Annotated in this window: 23 protein-coding genes; 15 read left to right on the forward strand and 8 right to left on the reverse strand. The window is 71.6% G+C overall.

Features of this window, described 5'->3' with window-relative positions:
* Positions 1-151: 151 nt before the first annotated feature.
* Both AAH991_RS28200 and AAH991_RS28205 read right to left on the reverse strand, forming a co-directional pair.
* Entirely contained in the window at positions 152-850 is a 699-nt protein-coding gene (locus AAH991_RS28200; RefSeq protein WP_346228936.1) for a SanA/YdcF family protein, read from the reverse strand.
* Between the two features lie 5 nt (positions 851-855).
* Positions 856-1,851 carry a COX15/CtaA family protein gene (locus tag AAH991_RS28205; RefSeq protein WP_346228937.1) on the reverse strand — a complete coding sequence of 332 codons (996 nt, stop codon included), beginning with the start codon at positions 1,849-1,851 and terminating at the stop codon, positions 856-858.
* 124 nt (positions 1,852-1,975) lie between these two features.
* Between AAH991_RS28205 and AAH991_RS28210 the strand changes: the two genes are divergently transcribed.
* Complete coding sequence (locus AAH991_RS28210; RefSeq protein ID WP_346228938.1) at positions 1,976-2,686, forward strand: GntR family transcriptional regulator; 711 nt, start codon at positions 1,976-1,978, stop codon at positions 2,684-2,686.
* Positions 2,687-2,708: 22 nt separating this feature from the next.
* Here AAH991_RS28210 and AAH991_RS28215 read toward each other — a convergent pair whose 3' ends face one another.
* From AAH991_RS28215 to AAH991_RS28225, 3 genes are all read right to left on the reverse strand, one after another.
* Positions 2,709-3,620 carry an EamA family transporter gene (locus AAH991_RS28215; protein ID WP_346228939.1) on the reverse strand — a complete coding sequence of 304 codons (912 nt, stop codon included), beginning with the start codon at positions 3,618-3,620 and terminating at the stop codon, positions 2,709-2,711.
* An 85-nt stretch (positions 3,621-3,705) separates the two neighbouring features.
* Positions 3,706-4,422, reverse strand: coding sequence for an ABC transporter permease (locus AAH991_RS28220; protein WP_346228975.1), 717 nt, complete (start codon positions 4,420-4,422; stop codon positions 3,706-3,708).
* Between the two features lie 56 nt (positions 4,423-4,478).
* Positions 4,479-5,426, reverse strand: coding sequence for an ABC transporter ATP-binding protein (locus tag AAH991_RS28225; protein WP_346228940.1), 948 nt, complete (start codon positions 5,424-5,426; stop codon positions 4,479-4,481).
* 351 nt (positions 5,427-5,777) lie between these two features.
* Between AAH991_RS28225 and AAH991_RS28230 the strand changes: the two genes are divergently transcribed.
* The 10 genes from AAH991_RS28230 to AAH991_RS28275 all read left to right on the forward strand — a co-directional run bounded on the left by AAH991_RS28230 (position 5,778) and on the right by AAH991_RS28275 (position 16,267).
* Positions 5,778-6,524, forward strand: coding sequence for a helix-turn-helix transcriptional regulator (locus tag AAH991_RS28230; RefSeq protein WP_346228976.1), 747 nt, complete (start codon positions 5,778-5,780; stop codon positions 6,522-6,524).
* Positions 6,521-7,933, forward strand: a complete 1,413-nt coding sequence (gene sufB, locus AAH991_RS28235; protein WP_428834041.1) for a Fe-S cluster assembly protein SufB — start codon at positions 6,521-6,523, stop codon at positions 7,931-7,933. The genes AAH991_RS28230 and sufB overlap by 4 nt, the downstream gene beginning before the upstream one ends.
* Positions 7,933-9,057 carry a Fe-S cluster assembly protein SufD gene (gene sufD, locus AAH991_RS28240; protein WP_346228941.1) on the forward strand — a complete coding sequence of 375 codons (1,125 nt, stop codon included), beginning with the start codon at positions 7,933-7,935 and terminating at the stop codon, positions 9,055-9,057. Before sufB ends, sufD begins: the two co-directional genes overlap by 1 nt.
* The gene (locus AAH991_RS28245) at positions 9,054-9,383 is read left to right on the forward strand and encodes a non-heme iron oxygenase ferredoxin subunit (protein ID WP_346228942.1); all 330 of its coding nucleotides are present in this window, start codon (positions 9,054-9,056) and stop codon (positions 9,381-9,383) included. Before sufD ends, AAH991_RS28245 begins: the two co-directional genes overlap by 4 nt.
* Positions 9,384-9,389: 6 nt before the next feature.
* The gene (sufC, locus tag AAH991_RS28250; RefSeq protein WP_346228943.1) at positions 9,390-10,142 is read left to right on the forward strand and encodes a Fe-S cluster assembly ATPase SufC; all 753 of its coding nucleotides are present in this window, start codon (positions 9,390-9,392) and stop codon (positions 10,140-10,142) included.
* Entirely contained in the window at positions 10,142-11,404 is a 1,263-nt protein-coding gene (locus AAH991_RS28255) for a cysteine desulfurase (protein ID WP_346228944.1), read from the forward strand. Before sufC ends, AAH991_RS28255 begins: the two co-directional genes overlap by 1 nt.
* Positions 11,405-11,407: 3 nt before the next feature.
* Entirely contained in the window at positions 11,408-11,845 is a 438-nt protein-coding gene (sufU, locus tag AAH991_RS28260) for a Fe-S cluster assembly sulfur transfer protein SufU (protein ID WP_169985945.1), read from the forward strand.
* A gap of 67 nt (positions 11,846-11,912) precedes the next feature.
* Positions 11,913-12,311 (forward strand): metal-sulfur cluster assembly factor, encoded by a 399-nt coding sequence (locus tag AAH991_RS28265; protein ID WP_428834042.1) that lies wholly within the window; start codon positions 11,913-11,915, stop codon positions 12,309-12,311.
* 374 nt (positions 12,312-12,685) lie between these two features.
* A complete protein-coding gene (locus AAH991_RS28270; RefSeq protein WP_346228945.1) occupies positions 12,686-14,197 on the forward strand; it encodes a DEAD/DEAH box helicase in 1,512 nt (503 codons plus the stop codon).
* A gap of 240 nt (positions 14,198-14,437) precedes the next feature.
* On the forward strand, positions 14,438-16,267 hold the full coding sequence (locus AAH991_RS28275; protein WP_346228946.1) for an alpha/beta fold hydrolase: 1,830 nt from the start codon (positions 14,438-14,440) through the stop codon (positions 16,265-16,267).
* Here the strand turns inward: AAH991_RS28275 and AAH991_RS28280 are convergent.
* The 3 genes from AAH991_RS28280 to AAH991_RS28290 all read right to left on the reverse strand — a co-directional run bounded on the left by AAH991_RS28280 (position 16,225) and on the right by AAH991_RS28290 (position 19,494).
* Positions 16,225-17,184: a carbohydrate ABC transporter permease gene (locus tag AAH991_RS28280; protein ID WP_346228947.1), complete on the reverse strand. Its 960-nt coding sequence runs from the start codon at positions 17,182-17,184 to the stop codon at positions 16,225-16,227. The two genes, AAH991_RS28275 and AAH991_RS28280, sit on opposite strands and share 43 nt — an antisense overlap.
* On the reverse strand, positions 17,184-18,098 hold the full coding sequence (locus tag AAH991_RS28285) for a carbohydrate ABC transporter permease (protein ID WP_346228948.1): 915 nt from the start codon (positions 18,096-18,098) through the stop codon (positions 17,184-17,186). Before AAH991_RS28285 ends, AAH991_RS28280 begins: the two co-directional genes overlap by 1 nt.
* Positions 18,099-18,237: 139 nt before the next feature.
* Positions 18,238-19,494: an extracellular solute-binding protein gene (locus tag AAH991_RS28290; RefSeq protein WP_346228949.1), complete on the reverse strand. Its 1,257-nt coding sequence runs from the start codon at positions 19,492-19,494 to the stop codon at positions 18,238-18,240.
* Positions 19,495-19,824: 330 nt separating this feature from the next.
* Here AAH991_RS28290 and AAH991_RS28295 point away from each other — a divergent pair, with 330 nt between their 5' ends.
* From AAH991_RS28295 to AAH991_RS28310, 4 genes are all read left to right on the forward strand, one after another.
* On the forward strand, positions 19,825-20,790 hold the full coding sequence (locus tag AAH991_RS28295; protein ID WP_346228950.1) for an acetylxylan esterase: 966 nt from the start codon (positions 19,825-19,827) through the stop codon (positions 20,788-20,790).
* 101 nt (positions 20,791-20,891) lie between these two features.
* Positions 20,892-21,155 (forward strand): phosphoribosyl-ATP diphosphatase, encoded by a 264-nt coding sequence (locus tag AAH991_RS28300; protein WP_030507281.1) that lies wholly within the window; start codon positions 20,892-20,894, stop codon positions 21,153-21,155.
* Between the two features lie 60 nt (positions 21,156-21,215).
* A complete protein-coding gene (gene hisG, locus AAH991_RS28305) occupies positions 21,216-22,061 on the forward strand; it encodes an ATP phosphoribosyltransferase (protein ID WP_346228951.1) in 846 nt (281 codons plus the stop codon).
* A 55-nt stretch (positions 22,062-22,116) separates the two neighbouring features.
* Entirely contained in the window at positions 22,117-22,683 is a 567-nt protein-coding gene (locus tag AAH991_RS28310) for a hypothetical protein (RefSeq protein WP_346228952.1), read from the forward strand.
* The last annotated feature ends 7 nt before the right edge of the window (positions 22,684-22,690 follow it).

Genomic DNA, 22,690 nt, shown 5'->3' on the forward strand with positions numbered 1-22,690 from the left:
CATGGCCCGGACCCTAACGCGCCGAATCGCGCCGGACCAGCGGAGCCGCTCCGGCATGCGCTGTCCGCCCAGTTCACGGGCCGCAACGCGATGAAAGTTTCGCCGCGCGCGTCCCGGCGGCCCGTCACGAAGCGCCGTCGGGAGGCGGGAGTCAGCGGGCCAGGGCGTGGTCGAGCGCGGTCTCGCGCCGGCCGAGGAACCGCGGCGAGGAGCGCAGCACCAGGCCGTCGGCCAGCCCCTTGGCCGCGGCCGGGAGCTCCCTGAGGGCGTAGGCCACCGTCTCCGCCGGCCAGTCGCGGCTCGAGTCGTCGCCGACCCCGAACGCGTCCAGCCCGGCCGTACGGCACAGCGCCACGGCCCGGGGGAGGTGGAACACCTGGGTCACGACGACGAGACGGGACGCGCCGAAGATCTCCTTGGCCCGTACGCAGGAGTCCCAGGTGTCGAACCCGGCGTAGTCGAGGACGATCCTGTCCGCGGGCACGCCGCCGGAGACCAGGTAGTCGCGCATGACCGAGGGCTCGTCGTAGTCCCTGCGGCTGTTGTCGCCGGACAGCAGCAGGGCCCGCACCCTGCCCGTGCGGTACAGCTCGGCCGCGATGTCGAGCCGGGCGCGCAGCATCGCGCTGGGCTGCCCGTCCCGCACGCCCGCGCCCAGGACGAGCGCGGCCGGCATCGTTGGCACCTCGGCGGTCCAGCGCGTGCCCGGCTCGGCGGTCACCCGGTGGCCGGCGCTCGTCAGCCAGGCCCAGGTCATCGGCGCGAGCGGCAGCACGCTCAGGGCGACCAGCCCCTGGAAGCCGCGGCGCAGGGCCGTACGGGACCAGGTCCAGGGGCGTAAGACGCTCACCGGGGTCAGACCCCCGCGTGGTGGAGCTCCGGCCGCCCGTAGGCCGGGACGGGCGCGGGACCCCGGGTTCGCATCAGGAACACGACGCGCAGCGCGCAGACCCACACCAGTGTCGCCCCCAGCACGTGCAGGAGCACCAGTGCCGCGGGAACGGCGAGGAAGTACTGCACGTAGCCGACCACGCCCTGGGAGAGCTCCACCGCGAGCAGCACGAGCGCGGCGCGCCGGGCCGGGCCGGGGGAGTCGGTGACGCGCAGGGCCAGCAGCAGGGCGAACGTCAGCCCGACGACGACGTAGGCGATGTCGGTGTGCAGCCGCACCACGCTCTGGATGTCGAAGCCGAAGCGGGAGGCCGCGTCGTCGCCCGAGTGGGGCCCGGTGCCGGTCACCACCACCCCGGCGAGCAGCAGCGCGAAGGCGGCCGCGGCCAGCACGTACCCCAGTGTGCGGATCTCCTTGCGGACCAGCCCCTCCGCCGGGGCGTCGCCCTCGCCCGCCCGCGCGAACAGCACGACGGCGGCGGCGATCATGCCGACGGACAGCAGGAAGTGGACGCTGACGGTCACCGGGTTGAGCATCGTGTGGACCACGAGCCCGCCCCACAGGGCCTGGACGACGACGCCGGCCGGCTGCACCAGCGCGAGCCGCAGCAGGACCGGGCCGCGCTCGCCCCGCGACAGCTTCCAGGCGGCGATCACACACGGCACCGCGACCGCGAGCACGAGGAACGCCAGCAGCCGGTTGCCGAACTCGATCGCCATGTTGAGGGGCGCGTGCGTGTCGATCCTGGCCGGGACGAAGCTGTCGGGCGTGCAGCGCGGCCAGGTCGGGCAGCCGAGTCCGGAGCCGGTGACGCGCACGGCGGCGCCGGTGACGGTGATGCCGACGTTGACCACGATCGCCGCCAGCGCCCACCGCCGCATCGACTCGTTCGTCGGGAACATGAACGAGCGGTAGAAGGCGAGCAGCCTGCCGCGGATCCGGTCGGTCGTGGGATTCACGGCATCAATCGTAGGTGGCCCTGTGGGTGGTCCCTTCTCCGGACCCCGCCGCCCGCGGTGATCATCGCCGCGGCTGGGCCGGTACGATCGGCGGTACGGGACCGAGGAGGGCGGTGGCCGGTCGATGGGCGGGGCGTGGGACGGACCGGCGGGACGCACGAGCGACGACCTCCGCGCACCGGACGGGAGAACGCGGCAGAAGAACCTGCGCGAGCGGGTGGCGCAGGCGCTGCGCGACGCGGTGGTGGCCGGGGAGATGCGGCCCGGCGTCGTGTACTCGGCCCCCGCGCTGGCGGCGAGGTTCGGGGTCTCCGCCACACCGGTGCGGGAGGCCATGCTCGACCTCGCCAAGGAGGGCCTGTTCGAGGCGCTGCGCAACAAGGGCTTCCGGGTCGCGGAGGTGTCCGAGCGCGACCTCGACGAGATCATCGAGATCAGGCGGCTGCTCGAGGTGCCCACGGTGGCCCGGCTCGCCGGGCGATCCGCGGTCGTGGAGGCCGGGGAACTGCGCCCGATCGCCGAGGAGATCGTCTCGGCCGCGGCACGGGGCGATCTGCTCGCCTACGTGGCCGCCGACCAGCGGTTCCACCTCGCGCTGCTGGCCCTGTCGGGCAACGTGCGGCTGGTCGAGACGGTCAGGGACCTGCGCGCCCGGGCCCGGCTCTACGGGTTGCGCGGCCGGCCCGACGCGCGGCTGCTCGCGGCCTCGGCGCGCGAGCACCTCGACCTCCTCGACGCCCTCGTACGCGGCGACGCCGCGGCGGCCGAGAGCCTGATGAACCACCACCTGCGGCACGTACGGGCGATCTGGTCGGGCGGCCCGCCCGCGCAGTGAGCGGCGGCCCGGGCGGACCGGGTCAGCCGTCGTCCCGGCGGGTGGCGCCGATGGAGGCGACGACCACGCAGCCGATCGCCGCCCACTCGCGAACCTGAAGCACCTCGCCCAGGACGAACAGGCCGACGAGGGCGGCGACGGCGGGCTCCAGGCTCATCAGGATCCCGAAGACCCGCTTGGGCATCCGGCGCAGCGCCTCGAGCTCCAGCGAGTAGGGGATGACCGAGGAGAGCAGGCCGACCCCGGCTCCGACGAGCAGGATCTCGGGCCGCAGCAGGTCGGTCCCGCCCGCGGTGACGCCGATGGGCGCGATGACGACCGTCGCCACGATCATGGCGAGCGACAGTCCGCTGGCGCCGGGGAAACGGGCGCCGGTGGCCTGGGAGAACACGATGTAGGCGGCCCAGAACGTCCCCGCGAGCGCGGCGAATCCGATCCCCGCCCAGCTCGCGGTCCCCGCGTCGCCCCAGGGGGCGAGCAGGACCACGCCGGCGGCGGCCAGCGCCACCCACAACAGGTCGAGCCTGCGCCGGGAGGACACCACGGCCAGGGTGAGCGGCCCGACGAACTCGATGGACACCGCGATCCCGATCGGCAGCCGGGCGAGCGCCTCGTAGAACGACAGGTTCATCAGGCCGAGGCTGAGCCCGAAGGCGGCGCCGACGGCGAGGTCGCGCCGCGACAGCCCGCGCACCCGGGGCCGGACGACGGCCAGCAGCATGACCGCGCCGGTGGCGATGCGCAGGAACACCACGGCCGTGGGGGGAAGCTGGGTGAACAGGTTCTTGGCCAGCCCGGCGCCCACCTGGACCGACAGGACGGCCAGCAGCACCAGGCCCGGCGGCGGTATCGCGTCGGACGCGGCCCGCAGCGCCCTGCCCGGCGACGGCCTCATGCGGTACGGCTCGGCCCCCGGAAGGGATTCAGCGGTCATGCCGGCGACCCCAGACTGGCATTGATCACGGACAACGCCCGCAATCATATGCAGGGGCCGTCAGGCCGCCGGTAGGCCCCCGGGGTCATTCCCAGCGGAACGTGCGGGCGGCCAGGGCGAGCGCGCCCACCGTCCAGCACAGCAGCACGAGCAGCGCGCCGCCGGGGAAGCCGCCGCCGGCGCTCAGGACGGTCCGCAGGCCGGAGGTGAGCGCGCTGATCGGCAGCAGTTCGAGCACGTGCCGGACGCCCGCGGGGAACCGGTCCAGCGGGAACAGCACGCCGCCGAGCCCGAGCAGCACCAGGTAGACGAGGTTGGCCCCGGCCAGCGTGGCCTCCGCCCGGAGCGTCCCGGCCATGAGCAGGCCGAGGCCGCTGAAGGCCGCCGTGCCAAGCAGCAGGAGCGGCACGGCCCACAGCGGATCGCCGTGCGGCGACCAGCCGAGCGTCAGCGCCACCACGACGATCACCACGACCTGCAGCGCCTCCACGGCGACGACGGCGGCGGTCTTGGCCAGCAGCAGCCCGGCCCGCGACAACGGGGTCGCGCCCAGGCGCTTGAGCACGCCGTACCGCCGCTCGAAACCGGTCGCGATCGCCTGCCCGGTGAACGCGGTCGACATGACCGCCAGCGCGAGGATGCCGGGGGCGACGAAGTCGACGCGCGGACCGGCGCCGACGTCCACCAGCGGGGCCGTGGAGAAACCGACGAGCAGCAGGATCGGGATGATCAGCGTGAGCAGGAGCTGCTCGCCGTTGCGCAGCGTGGCCCGGATCTCCGCGCCCGCCTGGGCGAGGACCATCCGGTGCAGCGGCGCGGCCCCCGGCCGCGGCGTGAGGTCCAGTGTGGCGATCGTGGTCACCGCAGCTCCCTGCCGGTCAGTTCGAGGAAGACGTCCTCCAGGGTGCGCCGCTCGATGCGCAGGTCCTCGGTGGTGACGCCCTCGGTGGCGCACCAGGCGGTGACGGTCGCGAGCAGCTGGGGGCCGACCTGCCCCTCGATGATGTAGTGCCCCGCGGGCGACTCCTTGGCCGCGCTGCCCGGCGGCAGCGCCGCCAGCAGTTCCTCCAGGTCGAGCCCCGGCCGCGCGCGGAACCTGAGCTGGCGCTCGGCGCCGGTCAGCGACTCGGGCGTGCCCTCGGCCACCACCCGGCCGTGGTCGATGACCACGACGTGGTCGGAGAGCTTCTCCGCCTCGTCCATCTGATGGGTCGTCAGCACCACCGACACCCCGGCGGCGCGCAGGGCCGTGACGAGGTCCCAGCAGGCGTGGCGCGCCTGCGGGTCGAGCCCGGCGGTCGGCTCGTCCAGGAAGACCAGTTCGGGCCGTCCGATCACCGCCGCCGCGAGCGACAGGCGCTGCTGCTGCCCGCCCGACAGCCGCCGGTACGGCGTGCGCGCGTGCCCGGCCAGACCGAGCAGGCCGAGCAGGGCGTCCGGGTCGAGCGGGTGGGCGTAGAACCGGGAGACCACCCGCAGCCACTCGCCCGCGCGGGCGGCGGGAGGCACCCCTCCCGTCTGCGGCATGATCCCCAGGCGCGGCCTGAGAGCGGGGTCGGCCGGGTCCAGGCCGAGCACGCGGACGGTCCCGCCGTCCGGCCGGCGGAAGCCCTCGCAGATCTCGATCGTGGAGGTCTTGCCGGCGCCGTTGGGCCCGAGGATCGCCGTGACGGCGCCCCGGGCGCAGGTGAGGGTGAGCCCGTCGACGGCCGTGGTGCTCCCGTACCGCTTGACCAGCCCGTCGATCTCGACCGCGGGAGCGCCGCCGTCCGCGCCGCCACGCGCGCTGTCAAGCGTGCTGTCCACCCCCGGCACCGCACCGGCCTCCCCTCACGGACCGACCGCCAGAGCCGGCCGGATACGGGTCGTCCTGGTCAGTCGTCGACGGCATCGAGTCTAGGGAGCGGGAAGCGCGCTCTCGTCGGCGAGTGCCGTCATTCCAGCCCTCGGGGGTAAAGGATGGGGAAAAGCCTCGTCGTCGCAGGTTAGGTAAGCCTTACCTGCGTGAGAAATTGCATTCCCGTGGACCCCGGCTTGGGTTTGTCGGCCGGGAAGGAATTACGGCACACTGATGTTGTGAAATACGTGCAGGGGAAGCAGAACGCCGAGAAGGCCGTGGTGACACGGCCGGTTGCGGCGACCCCTGCGCACAGAGACATCCCGCACAGGGACGTCGTGAACAGGGACGTCGTGAACAAGGACCTCGGTGCCGAGCGGGGGACCCGGGCCAGGGTGGCGCGGCTCATCCTGGAGCACGGTCCGGTGACCGCCGCGGCGCTCGGCGAGCGGCTCGGCCTTACTCCGGCCGCGGTCCGCCGTCACCTCGACGCGCTGCTGGCCGAGGGCATGATAGAGCCTCGTACGGCCCGCCCGCGCGGCCAGCGGGGACGGGGCAGGCCCGCGAAGATGTTCGCGATCACCGACGCGGGCCGCAGCGCCTTCGTCCACGCCTACGACGACCTGGCCGGCAGCGCGCTGCGCTTCCTGGCCGAGCGTCTGGGCGGTGAAGCGGTGTCGGAGTTCGCGCGGGCGCAGGTGTCCGGGCTGGTCGGCCGGCTCGAGGCGCTCATGCGCGAGGTCCCGGCCGAGCAGCGGGTCCGCGTGCTGGCCGAGGCTCTGTCCACGGAGGGCTACGCGGCGTCGGCGACGGCGACGGGCAAGGGCGGCGAGCAGTTGTGCCAGCACCACTGCCCGGTCGCGCACGTCGCGGCGCAGTTCCCGCAGCTGTGCGAGGCGGAGACCGAGGCGTTCGCCCGGCTGCTGGGCACCCCGGTGCAGCGGCTGGCCACGATCGCCAACGGCGACGGGGTCTGCACCACCCATGTGAGTTCACACGCGCTCGCCGCACGGCACGCGCGTACCGACCTATCGAGCACATCGACGAGCAAGGAGTCCGGAAGGTGACTGTCACCGACCGCCCGGAGCTGGAAGGCCTCGGGAATTACAAGTTCGGCTGGGCCGACGCGGACGTGGCTGGGGCCACGGCCCGGCGTGGGCTGTCCGAAGAGGTCGTCCGCGACATCTCCGCGCTCAAGAACGAGCCGGAGTGGATGCTCGACCTGCGCCTCAAGGGCCTTCGGCTGTTCGGGAAGAAGCCGCTGCCGACCTGGGGCTCCGACCTCACGGGCATCGACTTCGACAACATCAAGTACTTCGTCCGTTCGACGGAGAAGCAGGCCGCGTCCTGGGACGAGCTGCCCGCCGACATCAAGAACACCTACGACAAGCTCGGCATCCCGGAGGCGGAGAAGCAGCGCCTCATCGCCGGCGTCGCCGCCCAGTACGAGTCCGAGGTCGTCTATCACAAGATTCGTGAGGACCTCGAGGAGAAGGGCGTCATCTTCGTCGACACCGACACCGGGCTGCGCGAGCACGAGGAGCTCTTCAAGGAGTACTTCGGCTCGGTGATCCCGGTGGGCGACAACAAGTTCGCCGCGCTCAACACGGCCGTGTGGTCGGGCGGATCGTTCATCTACGTGCCGCCGAACGTGCACGTCGAGATCCCGCTGCAGGCCTACTTCCGGATCAACACCGAGAACATGGGCCAGTTCGAGCGGACCCTGATCATCGTGGACGAGAACTCCTACGTCCACTACGTCGAGGGCTGCACCGCGCCGATCTACTCGTCCGACTCGCTCCACTCGGCGGTCGTCGAGATCATCGTGAAGAAGGGCGCCCGCTGCCGCTACACGACGATCCAGAACTGGTCGAACAACGTCTACAACCTGGTCACCAAGCGCGCCGTGGCGTACGAGGGCGCGACCATGGAGTGGATCGACGGCAACATCGGCTCCAAGGTCACGATGAAGTACCCCGCCGTCTACCTGATGGGCGAGCACGCCAAGGGCGAGACGCTGTCGGTCGCCTTCGCGGGCGAGGGCCAGCACCAGGACGCGGGCGCCAAGATGGTGCACCTCGCGCCCAAGACGTCCTCCACGATCATCTCCAAGTCCGTGGCGCGCGGCGGCGGCCGCACGTCCTACCGCGGCCTGGTGCAGATCGACGAGGGCGCGGCCGGCTCGGCCTCGACAGTCAAGTGCGACGCGCTGCTCGTCGACCAGATCAGCCGGTCCGACACCTACCCGTACGTGGACGTCCGTGAGGACGACGTGTCCATGGGCCACGAGGCCACGGTCTCCAAGGTGTCGGAGGACCAGCTGTTCTACCTGATGAGCCGCGGCCTCGGCGAGGACGAGGCGATGGCCATGATCGTGCGCGGCTTCGTCGAGCCGATCGCCCGCGAGCTGCCCATGGAGTACGCCCTGGAGCTCAACCGCCTGATCGAGCTGCAGATGGAAGGAGCGGTCGGCTGATGGGCCTGGAGACCAAACCGCTGTCGACGCTGCACGAGAAGGCGTCGTACGACGTGGCGGACTTCCCGGTGCCGACGGGCCGCGAGGAGGAGTGGCGGTTCACGCCGCTGTCGCGGCTCAAGGGCCTGCACAACGGCACGGCCGCCCTCACCGGCGGCGTCGTGGTGGACGTCGAGGCCGCGCCCGAGGTGCGCGTCGAGACCGTCGGCCGCGACGACGCCCGGCTCGGCAAGGCCTACACGCCGGCCGACCGGGTCAGCGCGCAGGCGTACTCGTCGTTCGAGAAGGCCACCGTCGTCACGGTGCCGAAGATGACGGCCGCCTCCCGGCCCACCCTGATCACCCTGCGGGGGTCCGGGGCGGGCGCCGCCGCGTACGGGCACATCCTCGTGTCGGTGGAGCCGATGGCCGAGGCCGTGCTGGTCCTCGACCACCGCGGCAGCGCCGTCTACGCCGACAACGTCGAGTTCGACGTGGCCGAGGGCGCGACGCTCAAGGTCGTCAGCCTGCAGGACTGGGACGACGACGCCGTGCACGTCTCCCACCACCACGCGCGGCTCGGCAAGGACGCGACGTTCCGCTCGTTCGTGGTCACCCTCGGCGGCGACCTCGTACGGCTGTCGCCCTCGGTGTCGTACACCGCCCCCGGCGGCGACGCCGATCTCACCGGGCTGTACTTCGTGGACGCCGGCCAGCACCTGGAGCACCGCCTCCTGGTGGACCACAGCGTGCCGAACTGCCGCAGCAACGTGACCTACAAGGGCGCGCTGCAGGGCGACGACGCGCACGCGGTCTGGATCGGGGACGTGATCATCCGGGCCGAGGCCGAGGGCACCGACACCTACGAGCTGAACCGGAACCTCATCCTCACCGACGGCGCCCGCGCCGACTCGGTGCCGAACCTGGAGATCCTCACCGGCGAGGTCGCGGGAGCGGGCCACGCGTCCGCCTCCGGCCGTCTCGACGACGAGCACATCTTCTACCTGCAGGCCCGCGGCATCCCGTTCGACGAGGCGCGCCGCCTGGTCATCCACGGCTTCTTCGCCCAGCTGCTGGAGAAGATCGAGGTGCCGGAGATCCGCGAGCGGGTCCTGTCCGCGGTCGAGGCGGAGCTGGCCCGATGAGCTCCGAGATCGCCCACTGGGAGAAGGTCTGCCAGGTCGGGGACATCCCCGACGGCGGCGTCATCGGCCTGGAGGTCGGTGAGACGCCCGTCGCCCTGGTCAGGACCGGCGGCGAGGTCTTCGCCCTGCACGACGTGTGCTCCCACGCCGAGGTGCGGCTCAGCGAGGGCGAGGTCTACGACCACACCCTGGAATGCTGGCTCCACGGCTCCTGTTTCGACCTGCGCAGCGGCAAGCCCACCGGGCCGCCCGCGACCAGGCCCGTCAACGTCTACCGTGTCAAGATCGAAGGCGACGACGTGTACGTCTCGCTCTCGAAGGAGTAAATACCCGTGTCCACTCTTGAGATCCGTGACCTGCACGTCGCCGTGGGCGACAAGGAGATCCTGCGCGGCGTCGACCTGACGGTCCGCAGCGGCGAGACGCACGCCATCATGGGCCCGAACGGCTCGGGCAAGTCGACGCTGGCCTACGCCGTCGCCGGCCACCCGAAGTACACGATCACCTCCGGCTCCGTGCTGCTCGACGGCGAGGACCTGCTGGAGATGTCGGTGGACGAGCGCGCCCGCGCCGGCCTCTTCCTCGCCATGCAGTACCCGGTCGAGGTCCCCGGCGTCAGCGTGTCGAACTTCCTGCGCTCGGCGATCACCGCGGTCCGCGGCGAGGCGCCCAAGCTGCGCGACTTCGCCAAGGAGCTGAAGTCGGGCATGGACGCGCTGTCCATCGACCCGGCCTTCGCCCAGCGCAACACGAACGAGGGCTTCTCCGGCGGCGAGAAGAAGCGCCACGAGATCCTCCAGCTCGAACTGCTCAAGCCCAAGATCGCCGTCCTGGACGAGACCGACTCCGGCCTCGACGTCGACGCCCTGCGCGTGGTCTCCGAGGGCATCAACCGGTTCCGCGCGAGCGGCGACACCGGCGTGCTGCTGATCACCCACTACACCCGCATCCTGCGCTACGTGAAGCCGGACTTCGTCCACGTCTTCGCCGGCGGGCGCGTGGTGGAGGAGGGCGGCCCTGAGCTGGCCGACAAGCTGGAGAACGAGGGCTACGAGGCCTACACCACGAAGGCGGCGTCCGCCTGATGAGTGCGCCCGGCTTCGACGTGGAGAGGATCAGGAAGGACTTCCCGGTCCTCGGCCGCGAACTTCCCGGAGGCAGGTCGCTGGTCTACCTCGACTCCGGCAACTCCTCCCAGAAGCCGACCCAGGTGATCGAGACCATGCGCGATCATCTGACCTGGCACTACGGCAACGTCGGCCGGGCGCTGCACGTGCTGGGCAGCGAGTCGACCGAGGCCTACGAGGCCGCGCGCGACAAGATCGCCGCGTTCGTGAAGGCCCCCTCGCGCGACGAGATCGTCTTCACCAAGAACGCCTCCGAGGCCCTCAACCTCGTGGCGTACGCCTTCGGCAACCCCGTCGGCGAGGACGAGCGGTTCCGGATCGGCCCCGGCGACGAGATCGTCATCTCGGAGATGGAGCACCACTCCAACATCGTGCCGTGGCAGCTGCTCGCGCAGCGGACCGGCGCGACGCTGCGCTGGTTCCCGGTGACCGACGAGGGCCGCCTCGACGTCGAGGGCCTGGAGGAGCTGGTCAACGAGCGCACGAAGATCGTGTCGATCACGCACCAGTCGAACGTGCTGGGCACGGTCAACTCGGTCTCGCCGATCCTGGCCCGCGCGCGCGAGGTCGGCGCGCTGATGATGCTCGACGCGTCGCAGTCGGTGCCGCACCAGCCCGTGGACGTGACCGAGCTGGGCGTCGACTTCGTCGCGTTCACCGGCCACAAGATGGTCGGGCCGTCCGGCATCGGCGTGCTGTGGGGCCGTCGCGAGCTGCTCGACGCGATGCCGCCGTTCCTCGGCGGCGGCGAGATGATCGAGGCGGTCTGGATGGACCGCTCGACGTACGCGCCGGTGCCGCACAAGTTCGAGGCCGGGACGCCGCCGATCGTCGAGGCGATCGGCCTCGGCGCCGCGGCCGACTACCTGACCGCCGTCGGCATGGACCAGATCAAGGCGCACGAGAAGGAACTCGTCGCGTACGCGCTGGAGGCGCTGCCGGAGGTCCCGGGGCTCAGGATCATCGGCCCGCGCACGCCCATCGCCCGCGGCGGCACGATCTCGTTCACGCTGGAGGGGATCCACCCGCACGACGTGGGGCAGATCCTCGACGACGTGTACGGGATCGCGGTCCGGGTAGGTCATCACTGCGCCCGGCCGCTGCACCTCAGGTTCGGAATTCCCGCGACCACACGGGCGTCTTTCTACCTGTACAACACGACGGCCGAGATCGACGCACTGGTCCGCGGCCTCCACCACGTGCAGAAGGTGTTCGGCTGAGCCATGATCGCTGAATCGATGTACCAGGAGCTGATCCTGGAGCACTACAAGCATCCCCAGGGGCGCGGCCTCCGTGACCCTTACGACGCCGAGGTGCACCACGTCAACCCGACCTGCGGCGACGAGGTGACGCTGCGGGTGAAGGTGGCCGACGGCGGCAAGGTGCTCGACGTGTCCTACGACGGTCAGGGCTGCTCCATCAGCCAGGCCGCCGCCTCGGTGCTGCACGAGCTCGCCACGGGCTCCACCGTGGAGGAGTCGCTGTCGGTGGTGGAGGAGTTCACCCGGCTCATGCAGGGCAGGGGCCAGGTGGAGCCGGATGAGGACGTGCTGGGCGACGCGGTGGCGTTCGCCGGTGTGGCGAAGTTCCCCGCCCGCGTCAAGTGCGCGCTGCTGGCCTGGATGGCCTACAAGGACGCGCTCATGAGGAGCCAGGGATGACCGGCGGCCTCCGCCGCGTTGGGAAGTACGGCGCCGCGCCGCGGGCGGCGCGAGGTGAGGAGACGACGTGAGCAAGCCGACCCAGACCCCCACGGGACCGGTCGCCGAGACGGCCGGGGCCGCCCCCGGCACCTACGACGGGGAGACCAGCCTCGACGACGTGCTCGAGGCGCTGAAGGACGTCGTGGACCCCGAACTGGGGATCAACGTGGTGGACCTCGGCCTCGTGTACGGCGTCAACCTCGACCCGGCCGGCGAGGGCGAGCGCCCGATCGCCACCATCGACATGACGCTGACCAGCGCCGCCTGCCCGCTGACCGACGTGATCGAGGACCAGGCCAACTCGGCGCTCGCCGACCTGGTCTCCAACGTGGTCATCAACTGGGTCTGGCTGCCGCCGTGGGGCCCCGACAAGATCACCGAAGAGGGCCGTGACCAGCTGAGGATGCTCGGCTTCAACGTCTGATCCCGGCGACCTCCCGCCAGAGAGAACCCGCACCGTCCCGCCGCGTCCGCACGCGGCGGGACGCCGCGTTTGTCCCCCACGCGCGGAGCGTGTCCCGCACCGGCGTGACCGATGCGATGCGGGAATGCCGTACGATCGTTTTTTGCTCTTCCTTGTGCGACGTGAGTGAAAGGCGTCCGTGAGAGCCGCCGCCCGGCGGTCTCCACTTCTGCGGGACGTGTGCTCACGGCATCGTGCGGGCAGCAGGCCGTCGTAATTCCGGCCAGTGATGCCCGTAGGCACGGCACGCCTGCCGTGCCTGACCCGGCTCGTCCTTTCGCAGAAGTGACGCGCCCGCGTGTTCCGGCACGTCTTTCTTCGAAAGGCACGATTTCGTGACCATCTCTGCCCTCGACGAGGGCACGACCACCCCTGCCGAGTTCGGGACGCTGGGGCTGCCCAGACCGCTCGTGACAGGGCTCGCCCGGCAGGGCATCACCACGCCGTTCCCGATCCAGCGGGCGGCCATCCCCGACATCCTCGCCGGGCTCGACGTCCTCGGACGCGGCCGGACCGGTTCCGGCAAGACCCTCGCCTTCGGCCTGCCGACGCTGGCCAGGATCGCGGGGGACAAGTCGGCGCCCCGGCGGCCCCGCGCCCTCGTCCTGGTGCCCACCCGCGAACTCGCCTTCCAGGTCGCCGCCACCATCGAGCCGCTCGGCCGGGGGCTGTCGCTGCGCACCAGGACGGTCGTCGGAGGCATGCCGATGGGCCGCCAGATCGAGGACCTGCGCCGGGGGGTGGACGTCGTGGTCGCCACGCCCGGCCGCCTCACCGACCTGATCGAGCAGGGCGCGTGCGCCCTCGACGACGTCGAGATCACGGTCCTCGACGAGGCCGACCACATGTGCGACCTCGGCTTCCTCCCCGTGGTGAGCGCGCTGCTCGCGCGCACGCCCGCCGACGGGCAGCGCCTGCTGTTCTCCGCGACGCTCGACGGCGACGTGGACACGCTGGTCCAGCGCTTCCTGACCGACCCGGTGGTCCACTCGCTGGATCCGGCCACCTCCCCGGTCGACACGATGGAGCACCACCTGCTCCAGGTGCAGCGCGACGACAAGGCCGACGTGACGGCCGAGATCGCCAACCGGGACGGCCGTACGATCCTGTTCGTGCGCACCCAGCACGGCGTCGACCGGGTCGTCAAGCAGCTCGCCCGGGCGGGGGTCCGCGCGGGCGGCCTGCACGGCGGCAAGCGGCAGAACCAGCGCACCCGCATCCTCGACGGGTTCCGCCAGGGCAAGATCGGGGTGCTCGTGTGCACCGACGTCGCGGCGCGCGGCATTCACGTCGACGACGTGAGCCTCGTGCTGCACGTGGACCCGCCCGCCGACCACAAGAGCTACCTGCACCGGGGCGGCCGTACGGCCCGTGCGGGCGAGCGCGGCGTGGTGCTGACGCTGGTGCTGCCGAGCGAGCGTCGCTCCACCGAGTCGATGACCCGCAAGGCGGGGGTCGCCGCCGAGCGGCACCGGGTGGCGCCGGGCGACCCGGTCCTGAACGAGATCGCCGGGGCCCGGCGGCCGAGCGGCGAGGCCGTGGCCGTATGGGAGCCCGACGTGCGCGCGCCGCTGCGGCCCGGGCACGACGACAGGCAGCGGGACGACAAGCCGCGGGGCCGTCGCCGTTTCGGCGACCGTCCCCGTGCCGGCGACCGCCCCGGCGAGGGCGAGGGCCGGCGCAGGTGGCCCGACCAGGGTGAGCGGTCCCGGGCGCCGTGGGCCGGTGACGGACACGGCGAGTCCCGTGGCGGCCGGGGCGGCGGTCACCACCGTGGCCGGGCCGGCGGGCAGGCCGGGTACGGCGCGGGCGAAGGCGGTCGCGGCCGCCGGTTCACCGGCCGCTGATCCCACCCCTCTTCTCGACCACCTCTTCTCGACCACCGGGCCGTCCGTACGGGCGGCCCGGTGGCATGTGGGGACGTTCCTCCCACACGCTCCGTGCGGCGACGGCCGGGCACCTCTTGACGCGAACTATGTAGACCGGTCTAGTCTAATAGGTGTGATCGAAGAAGCGGGAGCCGGGATCGGCGGCCGGCTCGTGGAGCCGACGCCCGAGCCGGTCCACAAGGGCACGGAGGTCTCGTCGTGAGCGTCGCGGGCAGACACGCACTGGTCCTGGGCGCGACCGGTTTCGTCGGACGCCACCTGGTCCTCGCGCTCGGCCGGGCCGGCGTCCGGGTGAGCGCGGCCTGCCGAAGCCGCGAGTCCTACCGGCGGCTCGCCGAGTGGCTGGCCGAGCACGGGCACGAGGCGGCCCCGGCCGACCTCCGGGTCGACTTCGCCGGGCCGTCGCTGATCGACGGGGAGGCCGGCGACGTCACGGAGGTCTACAACTGCGCCGGCGCCTACCGGTTCGGCATGCCGGCCGACGAGGCCCGCCGGGCCAACGTCGACAGCGTCCGCGCGGTCGTCGCCTTCGCGGCGCGGCTGCCACGCCTGCGCCGCCTCGTCCACGTCTCGGGGTATCGCGTGGGCGGGCAGGACCCCCGTCCCTGGAGCGAGGAGCAGCGGCGGAAGGCCTACCGGGCCCTCGGCGCGTACGAGGCGTCCAAGGTGGAGGCGGACGCCGTCTTCCGGTCCGAGGCGGAGCGGCTGGACGTGCCCTGGTCGGTGGTCAACCCGGCCAGCGTGATCGGCGACAGCGTCACCGGCGAGGCCGGCCAGTACCTCGGGCTCGCGTCGACCCTGCGCGACCTCTGGCAGGGCGCTCTCGCGGCGGTCCCGGGGAACGCGCGGACGTTCGTCCCCGTGGTCGCGGTCGACCACCTCGCCCGGTTCATGACCCTGCTGCCGATGGACGAGACCACCGAGCGCGCGTCCTACTGGCTGCTGGACGACGACACGCCCGCGCTGCCCGGCCTGATCGGGCTCGTCGCGGAGCACTACCGGGTCAGGGCGCCCCGCCTGCGGGTTCCGGTGCCCCTGGTGAAGCGCCTGCCCCGCAGGCTCACGAACGCCGATCCGGAGACGCTGACGTTCCTGTCGGCCGACCGCTATCCCACCGGCCCGGCGCGTGCCGTCGCGGCCCGCCACGCGCTGACCATGCCGGACACCGTCACGACGATCCGCCGCTGGGCCGACCACCTGGCGGCGCACCGCTTCGGGGAGGCCCCCGACGGTGACAGGCGGTTCACCGACGTGGGCGGGGTGCGGACGTTCGAGCTCGGCGAGCAGGGCGCGCCCGCGGTGGTGCTGCCGGGACTGCCGGTCAACGCCGACACCTGGGCGCCGGTCGTCACACTGATGGGCCGCGCCCGTGCCGCCGACCTGCCGGGGCTGGGGATGAGCACGGGAGGTCGCGACGACTGGGCGGCCTGGCTGGCCGCGCTCGTGACCGGGACCGGCGCGCGTCACCTGGTCGGTCACTCCATCGGGACGGCGGCCGCCGTGGAGGCCGCGGCCGCCCAACCCGGCGCGGTGGACCGGCTCACGCTCGTCGCGCCGTTCTTCCTCCAGCCTCGACCCGCTCCCACCCCACGGCTCGTGGCCCAGGCGTACCTGCGCGGGGTATCCGCCCGGGCCCTGGCCCGGCGGCTCACCGGAGATCCGGCGCACGCGGACGCCCTCGAATCGAGCGTGGCGGATCTGCGCCGCGGCACCGCCGGCGCCGTCGCCCGGCTGCTGACCGCGGCGGCGGCGCGGGGGTGGCGGACGAGCCTGCGGGCCGCGCTGGCGCGTTACCCGGGAGACGTGCACGTCGTCGTGGGCTCCCGCGACCCGCTCGCCCCGGAGGGACTGGCTCTCGTGGACACGCTGCCCCGGGTCACCGTGACGGTGATCCCGGGCGCGGGCCACCACCCCCAGTTGACGCACCCGGAGAGGGTCGCCGAAGCCCTCGGCGCGGACGGCCCCTCCCCGGGCGCGCGAGCCGGTCAGCCCTTCAGGCCGCTCAGCACGATCCCGCGGGTGAAGTAGCGCTGGAAGGCGAGGAAGAAGGCGATCGACGGCAGGGAGGCGAGCAGGCCGCCCGCCATGATCGCCCCCTGGTGCTGCGCGCCCGCGAAATACGAGTTGAGGCGGGCGAGCGCGACCGGGATGTTCGCCATCTCGTCGCTCTGCACGATGATCAGCGGCCAGAGGAAGTTGTTCCATTCGGCGAGCACGATGAAGATCGACATCGCGGCGAGGGCCGGGCGCAGCAGCGGCAGCACGATCCGCCACCAGATGCGCCACTCCCCGGCGCCGTCGACCCGGGCGGCCTGGATGAGCTCGTCCGGGATCGAGTGGAGGAACTGCACGAGGAAGAACAGCACGAAGGCCTTGGCCAGCGCCGGGATGATGTAGCCCTGGTAGGTGTCCAGCCAGCCCAGGTTCCGCATGATCACGTAGTTCGGCACCAGGGTGGTCTGCCAGGGCACCATCATCGAGGCGACGATCAGCACGAAGATCAGCCGCCGCCCCGGCACCCGGTGCTTGGTGATCACGTACGCCGCCAGCGAGGCGATCAGCAGCGACCCGACCGTGATCGCGACGGTGATCACCAGGCTGTTGAACATGAAGCGGCCGAACCCGAAGTCCACTTGGAACCGCTGGAAGATGCCCTGGAGGTGACCGGGGTTCACCCGGGTGGGGGAGTAGCCGGGGTCGTAGAAGTTGCTCAGCGTCGCGTGTTCGGGCACGAACGACGGCGGTTGCCGGTTCAGCTCCGTCACCGGTTTGAACACCGTGATCAGCATCCAGTAGAACGGCGCGATCATGGTGAGCGACAGCAGGTAGAACGGCAGGCGCAGCAGGTGTCCTCGCCAGGTCGTGCGCGGCCCGGCGGCGGGCGCCCGCCGCGGTGGGGCGGCCGGGCCGGCGGCGATCGGCGTGGTCGTGGGGGCGGCGGCCATCACAGCTCCTTCAGGGCGCGGCCGATGCGGAGGTTGACCATGCTCAGGGCGAAGATGATCAGGAAGAGCACCCACGCGATCGCCGAGGCGTAGCCGAGTTTGAAGTGCGTGAAGCCCTGGTCGTAGAGGTAGGGCACGATCATCAGGCCGGAGTCGAGCACGCCGCCGATGTTGTTGGTGCCCCGGAACACGATGTAGACGGCTTCAAAGACCTGGAAGGCCCCGATGAGGCCGGTCACCACCACGTACGTGGTGACCGGGCGCAGCAGCGGCAGCGTCACGCGGCGGAACTGCTGCCAGGTGCCGGCGCCGTCGATGCGGGCCGCCTCGTAGTACTCCTGCGGGATCGTGTTGAGCCCGGCGACGTACAGGACCATCCCGTAGCCCATCCCGCCCCACACCGACATGAGCACGAGGATCGGGATCGTGAGCCCGGGGGTGGCCAGCCACTCGACGGCCCTGCCGCCGAACCAGGTCACGACGGTGTTGGCCAGGCCGAAGTCGCCCGGAGCGAAGATCCACTTCCAGAGCAGCATGAGCGCGATCGACGAGGTCACCGAGGGCAGGAAGAAGATCGTCCGCATGATGCGGTGCGGCCAGCTCGACCCGCTGAACGCCAGCGCGAGGCCGAGCGACAGCAGCGTGCCGATCCCGATGGACGCCACGACGTAGAGGAACGTGTTGCCGAGGGCGTGCCGGAACCGGTCGTCGTCGAACAGCAGATGCCGGAAGTTGTCCAGCCCCTCGAACTCCGGGGCGTTCACCCCGTCGAACTTCGTGAAGCTGAGGTAGAGCGAGTTGGCCAGCGGCCAGACCAGGAAACCGGCGAACAGGCCGAGGAACGGCAGCAGCATCAGATAGGAGGTGCCGTAGCGGCGCCATCGTCGCCGGGGCGCGGCGGCGTGAATTGCCATGTCGTCTCCAGTCGAAGGGAAGCCGAGGACGGACCCGGGCCGGTGAGAGGTCAGGTGTCACCGGCCCGGGCCTTGATGGGGGACGGGTGCCGCGGCCGGTGAGGGGTCAGGCGTCACCGGCGAGCCACGGCCGTCCCGGCTATCCGGCGTTGCGCTCCATGACCTTGGCGGCCTCGGCCAGGGCCGTCTTCACGTCGGCCTTGCCGAGGATCGCGGCCTGGAACTGCTTGGCCACGTCGGACGCGCTCTCGTCCCAGCCGGGACATCCGGGCGCCGCCGCGCCGGTCTTGATGATCTCGGCGAACACCGCCGAGTGCTCCGGCGTGAACGGCGAGTCGGCGACCTTGTCCGGGCGGGGCGGGATGTAGGCGATGTTGCGGGCCTTCGACTCCGCCGCCACCGCGTCGACGGCCTCATCGGTGTAGAGGAACTTGACGAAGTCCGCCGCCTGCTGGATGTGCTCGCTGTAGGAGGTGACCCCGACGGCCCGTCCGCCGATGAAGGTCGTGGGCGCCGCCGGACCGGCCGGCAGCGGGGCGATCGCCCACTTGCCCTTCAGTTCCGGCTTGCTGGTGTCGATGCCGAGGGCGTTCCAGTTGCCGCCGTAGACCATCGCGGTGCCCGTGCCCAGCGCGTCCGGGGTCGCCACCGTGTCGGTCGGCGCGCCGTGCCTGCGGTGCAGGTCGATCCAGTACGACAGCGCCCGCTCGGCCTGCGGGGTGTTCAGCGATGGTTTGCAGTCCGGTGTGTAGAAGGTGCCGCCCGCCTGGTAGAGGAAGTTGAAGTAGCCGATCCAGTCGAGGTTGCCCCAGTCGATGCCGAACGGCGTCTTCACCCCGGACTTCTTGAGTTTCCCGATGTCGGCGGTCAGTTCCTCCCAGGTCTTGGGCGGCTCCTTGATGCCGGCCTTGTCGAGCAGGTCGGTGCGGTAGTAGAGCGCCTCGGTGGACATGTCGAGCGGGATGCCGTAGATGGTGCCGTCGGGGGAGACGGCCGACTTCCACTGGGCGGGCTGCGCCTGGGCCCGGAGCTGCTCGACGCCGTACTTGCGCAGGTCCACCATGCCACCGCGCAGGCCGAACTGGATGGTCCAGGTCATGCCGCCGGAGATGATGTCGGGCCCGCTGCGGCTGGTCGAGGCCGCGAGCAGCTTGGCGTACGCGTCGTCCCAGGCGAGCGTCTGCACCTTGATCGTCACGTTGGGGTGCGTCTTCGAATACAGGTCGGCGGCCTTCTGGAAGGCCGCGCTCTCGTCGTCGCCCCCGGTGGACCACCAGGTGATCGCGGCGGGGGCGCCGGCGTCCGCCTGCTTGGTCTCCGACGTGCCGCTGGTCGCGCAGCCCGCGCCGAGCGCGGCGATCAGGGCGGCGCAGGTGGCCGCCGTCGTTCGTCGCATGGACGTCTCCGATCTCTACGGAAAGTGATCGACTGACATGTCGTGCCCCCCGAAAGGCGGACCGCGAGGCAGCGCCGGCGCGGCCGAACCTCCCACGCTTCGAATTCGTGCAGAGTCCAGCACTAAACCGGATTAGTTTCAAGAGGGCGTTTCATCCTGTCAACGCGGAGGTAATGCCCTCCCGAGCGTCATTCCGCAGGTCACCGGCAGGGAGGGTCTGGAGCTGAATCCCGGCGGACGGGCCTTAACCGGGTCAGAAGTCTGAAACAAGGCGTTTGTGTAACCTTGCGGCGTAACACGAGCCAGGCCCACCACCCACGGGAGTCCCCCATGTTCGTCGACATGCCTCTCGACCAGCTGCGCGCGTACCTGCCCGAGCGCCGGGAGCCCGCCGACTTCGACGCCTTCTGGGACCGCACGCTGGCCGAGGCCCGCGCGCACGACCTGAACCCCGTCTTCGAGCCGTACGAGGCGGACCTCGCGCTGATGGACGTGGCCGACGTGACGTTCGCCGGTTTCGGCGGGCATCCGATCAAGGGGTGGTTCCTCGCTCCCGCGGGGGCGTCCGGACCGCTGCCGTGCGTGGTGGAGTTCATCGGCTACGGCGGCGGCCGGGGCCGGCCGCACGACTGGCTGCTGTGGCCGTCCGCCGGATACGCGACGTTCGTGATGGACACCCGCGGGCAGGGCGGCACCTGGCGCTCCGGCGACACCCCGGACCCGGTCGGCGGCAACGGCGCGCAGATCCCCGGCAAGCTGACGCAGGGCGTGTTCGACCGGGACGGCTACTACTACCGGCGGCTCTACACCGACGTCGTGCGCGCGGTCGAGGCGGCCAGGTCGCACCCCCTCGTGGACGCCGGGCGCGTCGTGGTGACCGGCGGCAGCCAGGGCGGCGGCATGGCGCTCGCCGCCGCCGCCCTCGTGCCGGACCTCGCCTACGCGTTCGTCAACGTGCCGTTCATGTGCGACATCCGGCGCGCCGTCGAGATCACCGACGAGGAGCCGTACGCGGAGCTGGGCCGGTTCTGCGGGATCCACAGGACCCGGGTCGAGGAGATCTTCGCCACCCTCGACTACTTCGACGGCCTGCACTTCGCGGCGCGGGCCGCCACGCCCGCCCGGTTCTCCGTCGCCCTGCGCGACGGCGTCACCCCGGCCTCGACCGTGTTCGGGGCCTACAACCACTACGCCGGGCCCAAGGACATCACGGTCTGGCCGTTCAACGGGCACGAGGGCGGGGAGTCGCAGCAGGCGCTGGACCAGCTCAGGCTGGCCAGGAAGATTCTCGGCTGAGACGGATCTCGCAGGGTGGACGCGGGGCGCGGCGGTCCGCCCCCGCGACTACCCTGGGGCCGGATAACCTGGTTGCGCAGACCCACGACCCGAGAGAGACCATGAAGACCTTCGAAGAGCTGTACGCCGAGCTGGCAGAGAAGGCGCGCACCCGGCCCGCGGGGTCGGGCACCGTGGCCGCCCTGGACGCCGGCGTCCATGCCATCGGCAAGAAGGTCGTGGAGGAGGCCGCGGAGAGCTGGATGGCGGCCGAGCACGAGTCGGCGGACCGGGCGGCCGAGGAGATCTCCCAGCTGCTCTACCACGTCCAGGTGCTGATGCTGGCCCGCGGGATCGGGCTGGACGAGGTCTACAAGCATCTGTAGCCGCCGCGGCGGCCACAGATCGTCCATCGACCTCGTTCCGGCTGAAAGGATCTCCCACCCATGCTGCGCATCGCCGTACCGAACAAGGGCGCGCTCTCCGAGGCCGCCCAGACCATGCTGAAGGAGGCGGGCTACCGCCAGCGCAGGGACAGCAAGGAGCTCGTGGTCGTCGACTCCGACAACTCCTGCGAGCTGTTCTTCCTCCGCCCGCGCGACATCGCCGTGTACGTCGGCGAGGGCACCCTGGACGCCGGGATCACCGGGCGCGACATGCTCTTCGACTCCGGCGCCCCGGCCGAGGAGGTCATGCCGCTCGGCTTCGGCCGGTCGACGTTCCGCTTCGCCGCCACGCCGGGCGCCTACTCCGGCGTCGCCGGCCTGTCCGGCCTGCGCATCGCCACCTCGTACGCCGGGCTGCTCGGCAAGCACCTCGCCGACCAGGGCGTGGACGCCCGGGTCATCAAGCTCGACGGCGCGGTCGAGACGGCGATCAGGCTCGGCGTCGCGGACGCGATCGCGGACGTGGTGGAGACCGGCACGACGCTGCGCAACGTCGGCCTGGAGGTGTTCGGGGAGCCGATCGCGCACTCCGAGGCCATCTTGATCAAGCGGGCCGGCGCCCCGGAGGCGAACGGGTTCCAGCAGCTCATCCGCCGGTTGCAGGGCGTGCTCGTGGCCCGCGACTTCGTCATGATCGACTACGACATCCGGGCCGAGCGCATCGACGAGGCCATCGCCATCACCCCGGGCATGGAGGGGCCGACCGTCTCGCCGCTGCACCGCGAGGGCTGGGTCGCCGTGCGGGCGATGGTCCCCCGCAAGGGCCACCAGCAGGTGATGGACCAGCTCTGGGAGATCGGCGCCAAGGCCATCCTGGTCACCGCCATCTTCGCCTGCCGCCTCTGAATCCGGGTTCGCCGACCGCTGTCGCGGTGGGCGAGCCGTGTGTCAAGATCGCGTCATGACGCGATTACACCGTTTGCTGGTGCCGTTGATCTGCGCGCTCAGCCTCGCGGCGGCCGCGCCCGCCGTCGCGGCCGGGCGCACGGCGAGCGCGGGGACGTCGGCCGACGTCCCCGCGACGCAGCTCGACGCGATCCGCAGGCTCGACTTCATGGTCGGGCGCTGGGCCGGTTCGGGGTGGGTCGACACCGCCTCCGGCCGGCAGCAGTTCCTCCAGACCGAGAAGGTCGCCTACAAGGCGGGCGGCCAGGTGGTCACGGTGGAGGGCCAGGGCCGGGACAAGGCCGATCCGCGCCGGATCGTGGACACCGCGCTCGCGGTCGTCAGCTACGACGACCAGAGCGGGCAGTACCGCTGGGAGGCGTTCTCGCAGGGGCACGTCACCGCCACCGTCCCCGTGGTCGGCGACCGCTTCTTCCAGTGGAGCCTCCAGACCGCGGGCCCGACCGTCCGGTACACCCTGCGCTTCACGGGCAGGGACTGGCACGAGATCGGCGAATACACCCTCGACGGCGGCGCCACCTGGCGGCAGAACTTTCAGATGGACCTGCGCCGCGTGGCCTGACGACTGC

It is taken from the genome of Microbispora sp. ZYX-F-249 (assembly GCF_039649665.1).
Taxonomy (GTDB): domain Bacteria; phylum Actinomycetota; class Actinomycetes; order Streptosporangiales; family Streptosporangiaceae; genus Microbispora; species Microbispora maris.

Coding starts and splice junctions, on each gene's coding strand:
- AAH991_RS28210 (WP_346228938.1), top strand. CDS start 1,976: ATGGGCGGGGCGTGGGACGGACCGGCGGGACGCACGAGCGACGACCTC.
- AAH991_RS28215 (WP_346228939.1), bottom strand. CDS start 3,620: ATGACCGCTGAATCCCTTCCGGGGGCCGAGCCGTACCGCATGAGGCCG.
- AAH991_RS28220 (WP_346228975.1), bottom strand. CDS start 4,422: ATGGTCCTCGCCCAGGCGGGCGCGGAGATCCGGGCCACGCTGCGCAAC.
- sufD (WP_346228941.1), top strand. CDS start 7,933: ATGGGCCTGGAGACCAAACCGCTGTCGACGCTGCACGAGAAGGCGTCG.
- AAH991_RS28245 (WP_346228942.1), top strand. CDS start 9,054: ATGAGCTCCGAGATCGCCCACTGGGAGAAGGTCTGCCAGGTCGGGGAC.
- AAH991_RS28255 (WP_346228944.1), top strand. CDS start 10,142: ATGAGTGCGCCCGGCTTCGACGTGGAGAGGATCAGGAAGGACTTCCCG.
- sufU (WP_169985945.1), top strand. CDS start 11,408: ATGATCGCTGAATCGATGTACCAGGAGCTGATCCTGGAGCACTACAAG.
- AAH991_RS28280 (WP_346228947.1), bottom strand. CDS start 17,184: ATGGCCGCCGCCCCCACGACCACGCCGATCGCCGCCGGCCCGGCCGCC.
- AAH991_RS28285 (WP_346228948.1), bottom strand. CDS start 18,098: ATGGCAATTCACGCCGCCGCGCCCCGGCGACGATGGCGCCGCTACGGC.
- AAH991_RS28290 (WP_346228949.1), bottom strand. CDS start 19,494: ATGCGACGAACGACGGCGGCCACCTGCGCCGCCCTGATCGCCGCGCTC.
- AAH991_RS28295 (WP_346228950.1), top strand. CDS start 19,825: ATGTTCGTCGACATGCCTCTCGACCAGCTGCGCGCGTACCTGCCCGAG.
- AAH991_RS28300 (WP_030507281.1), top strand. CDS start 20,892: ATGAAGACCTTCGAAGAGCTGTACGCCGAGCTGGCAGAGAAGGCGCGC.
- hisG (WP_346228951.1), top strand. CDS start 21,216: ATGCTGCGCATCGCCGTACCGAACAAGGGCGCGCTCTCCGAGGCCGCC.
- AAH991_RS28310 (WP_346228952.1), top strand. CDS start 22,117: ATGACGCGATTACACCGTTTGCTGGTGCCGTTGATCTGCGCGCTCAGC.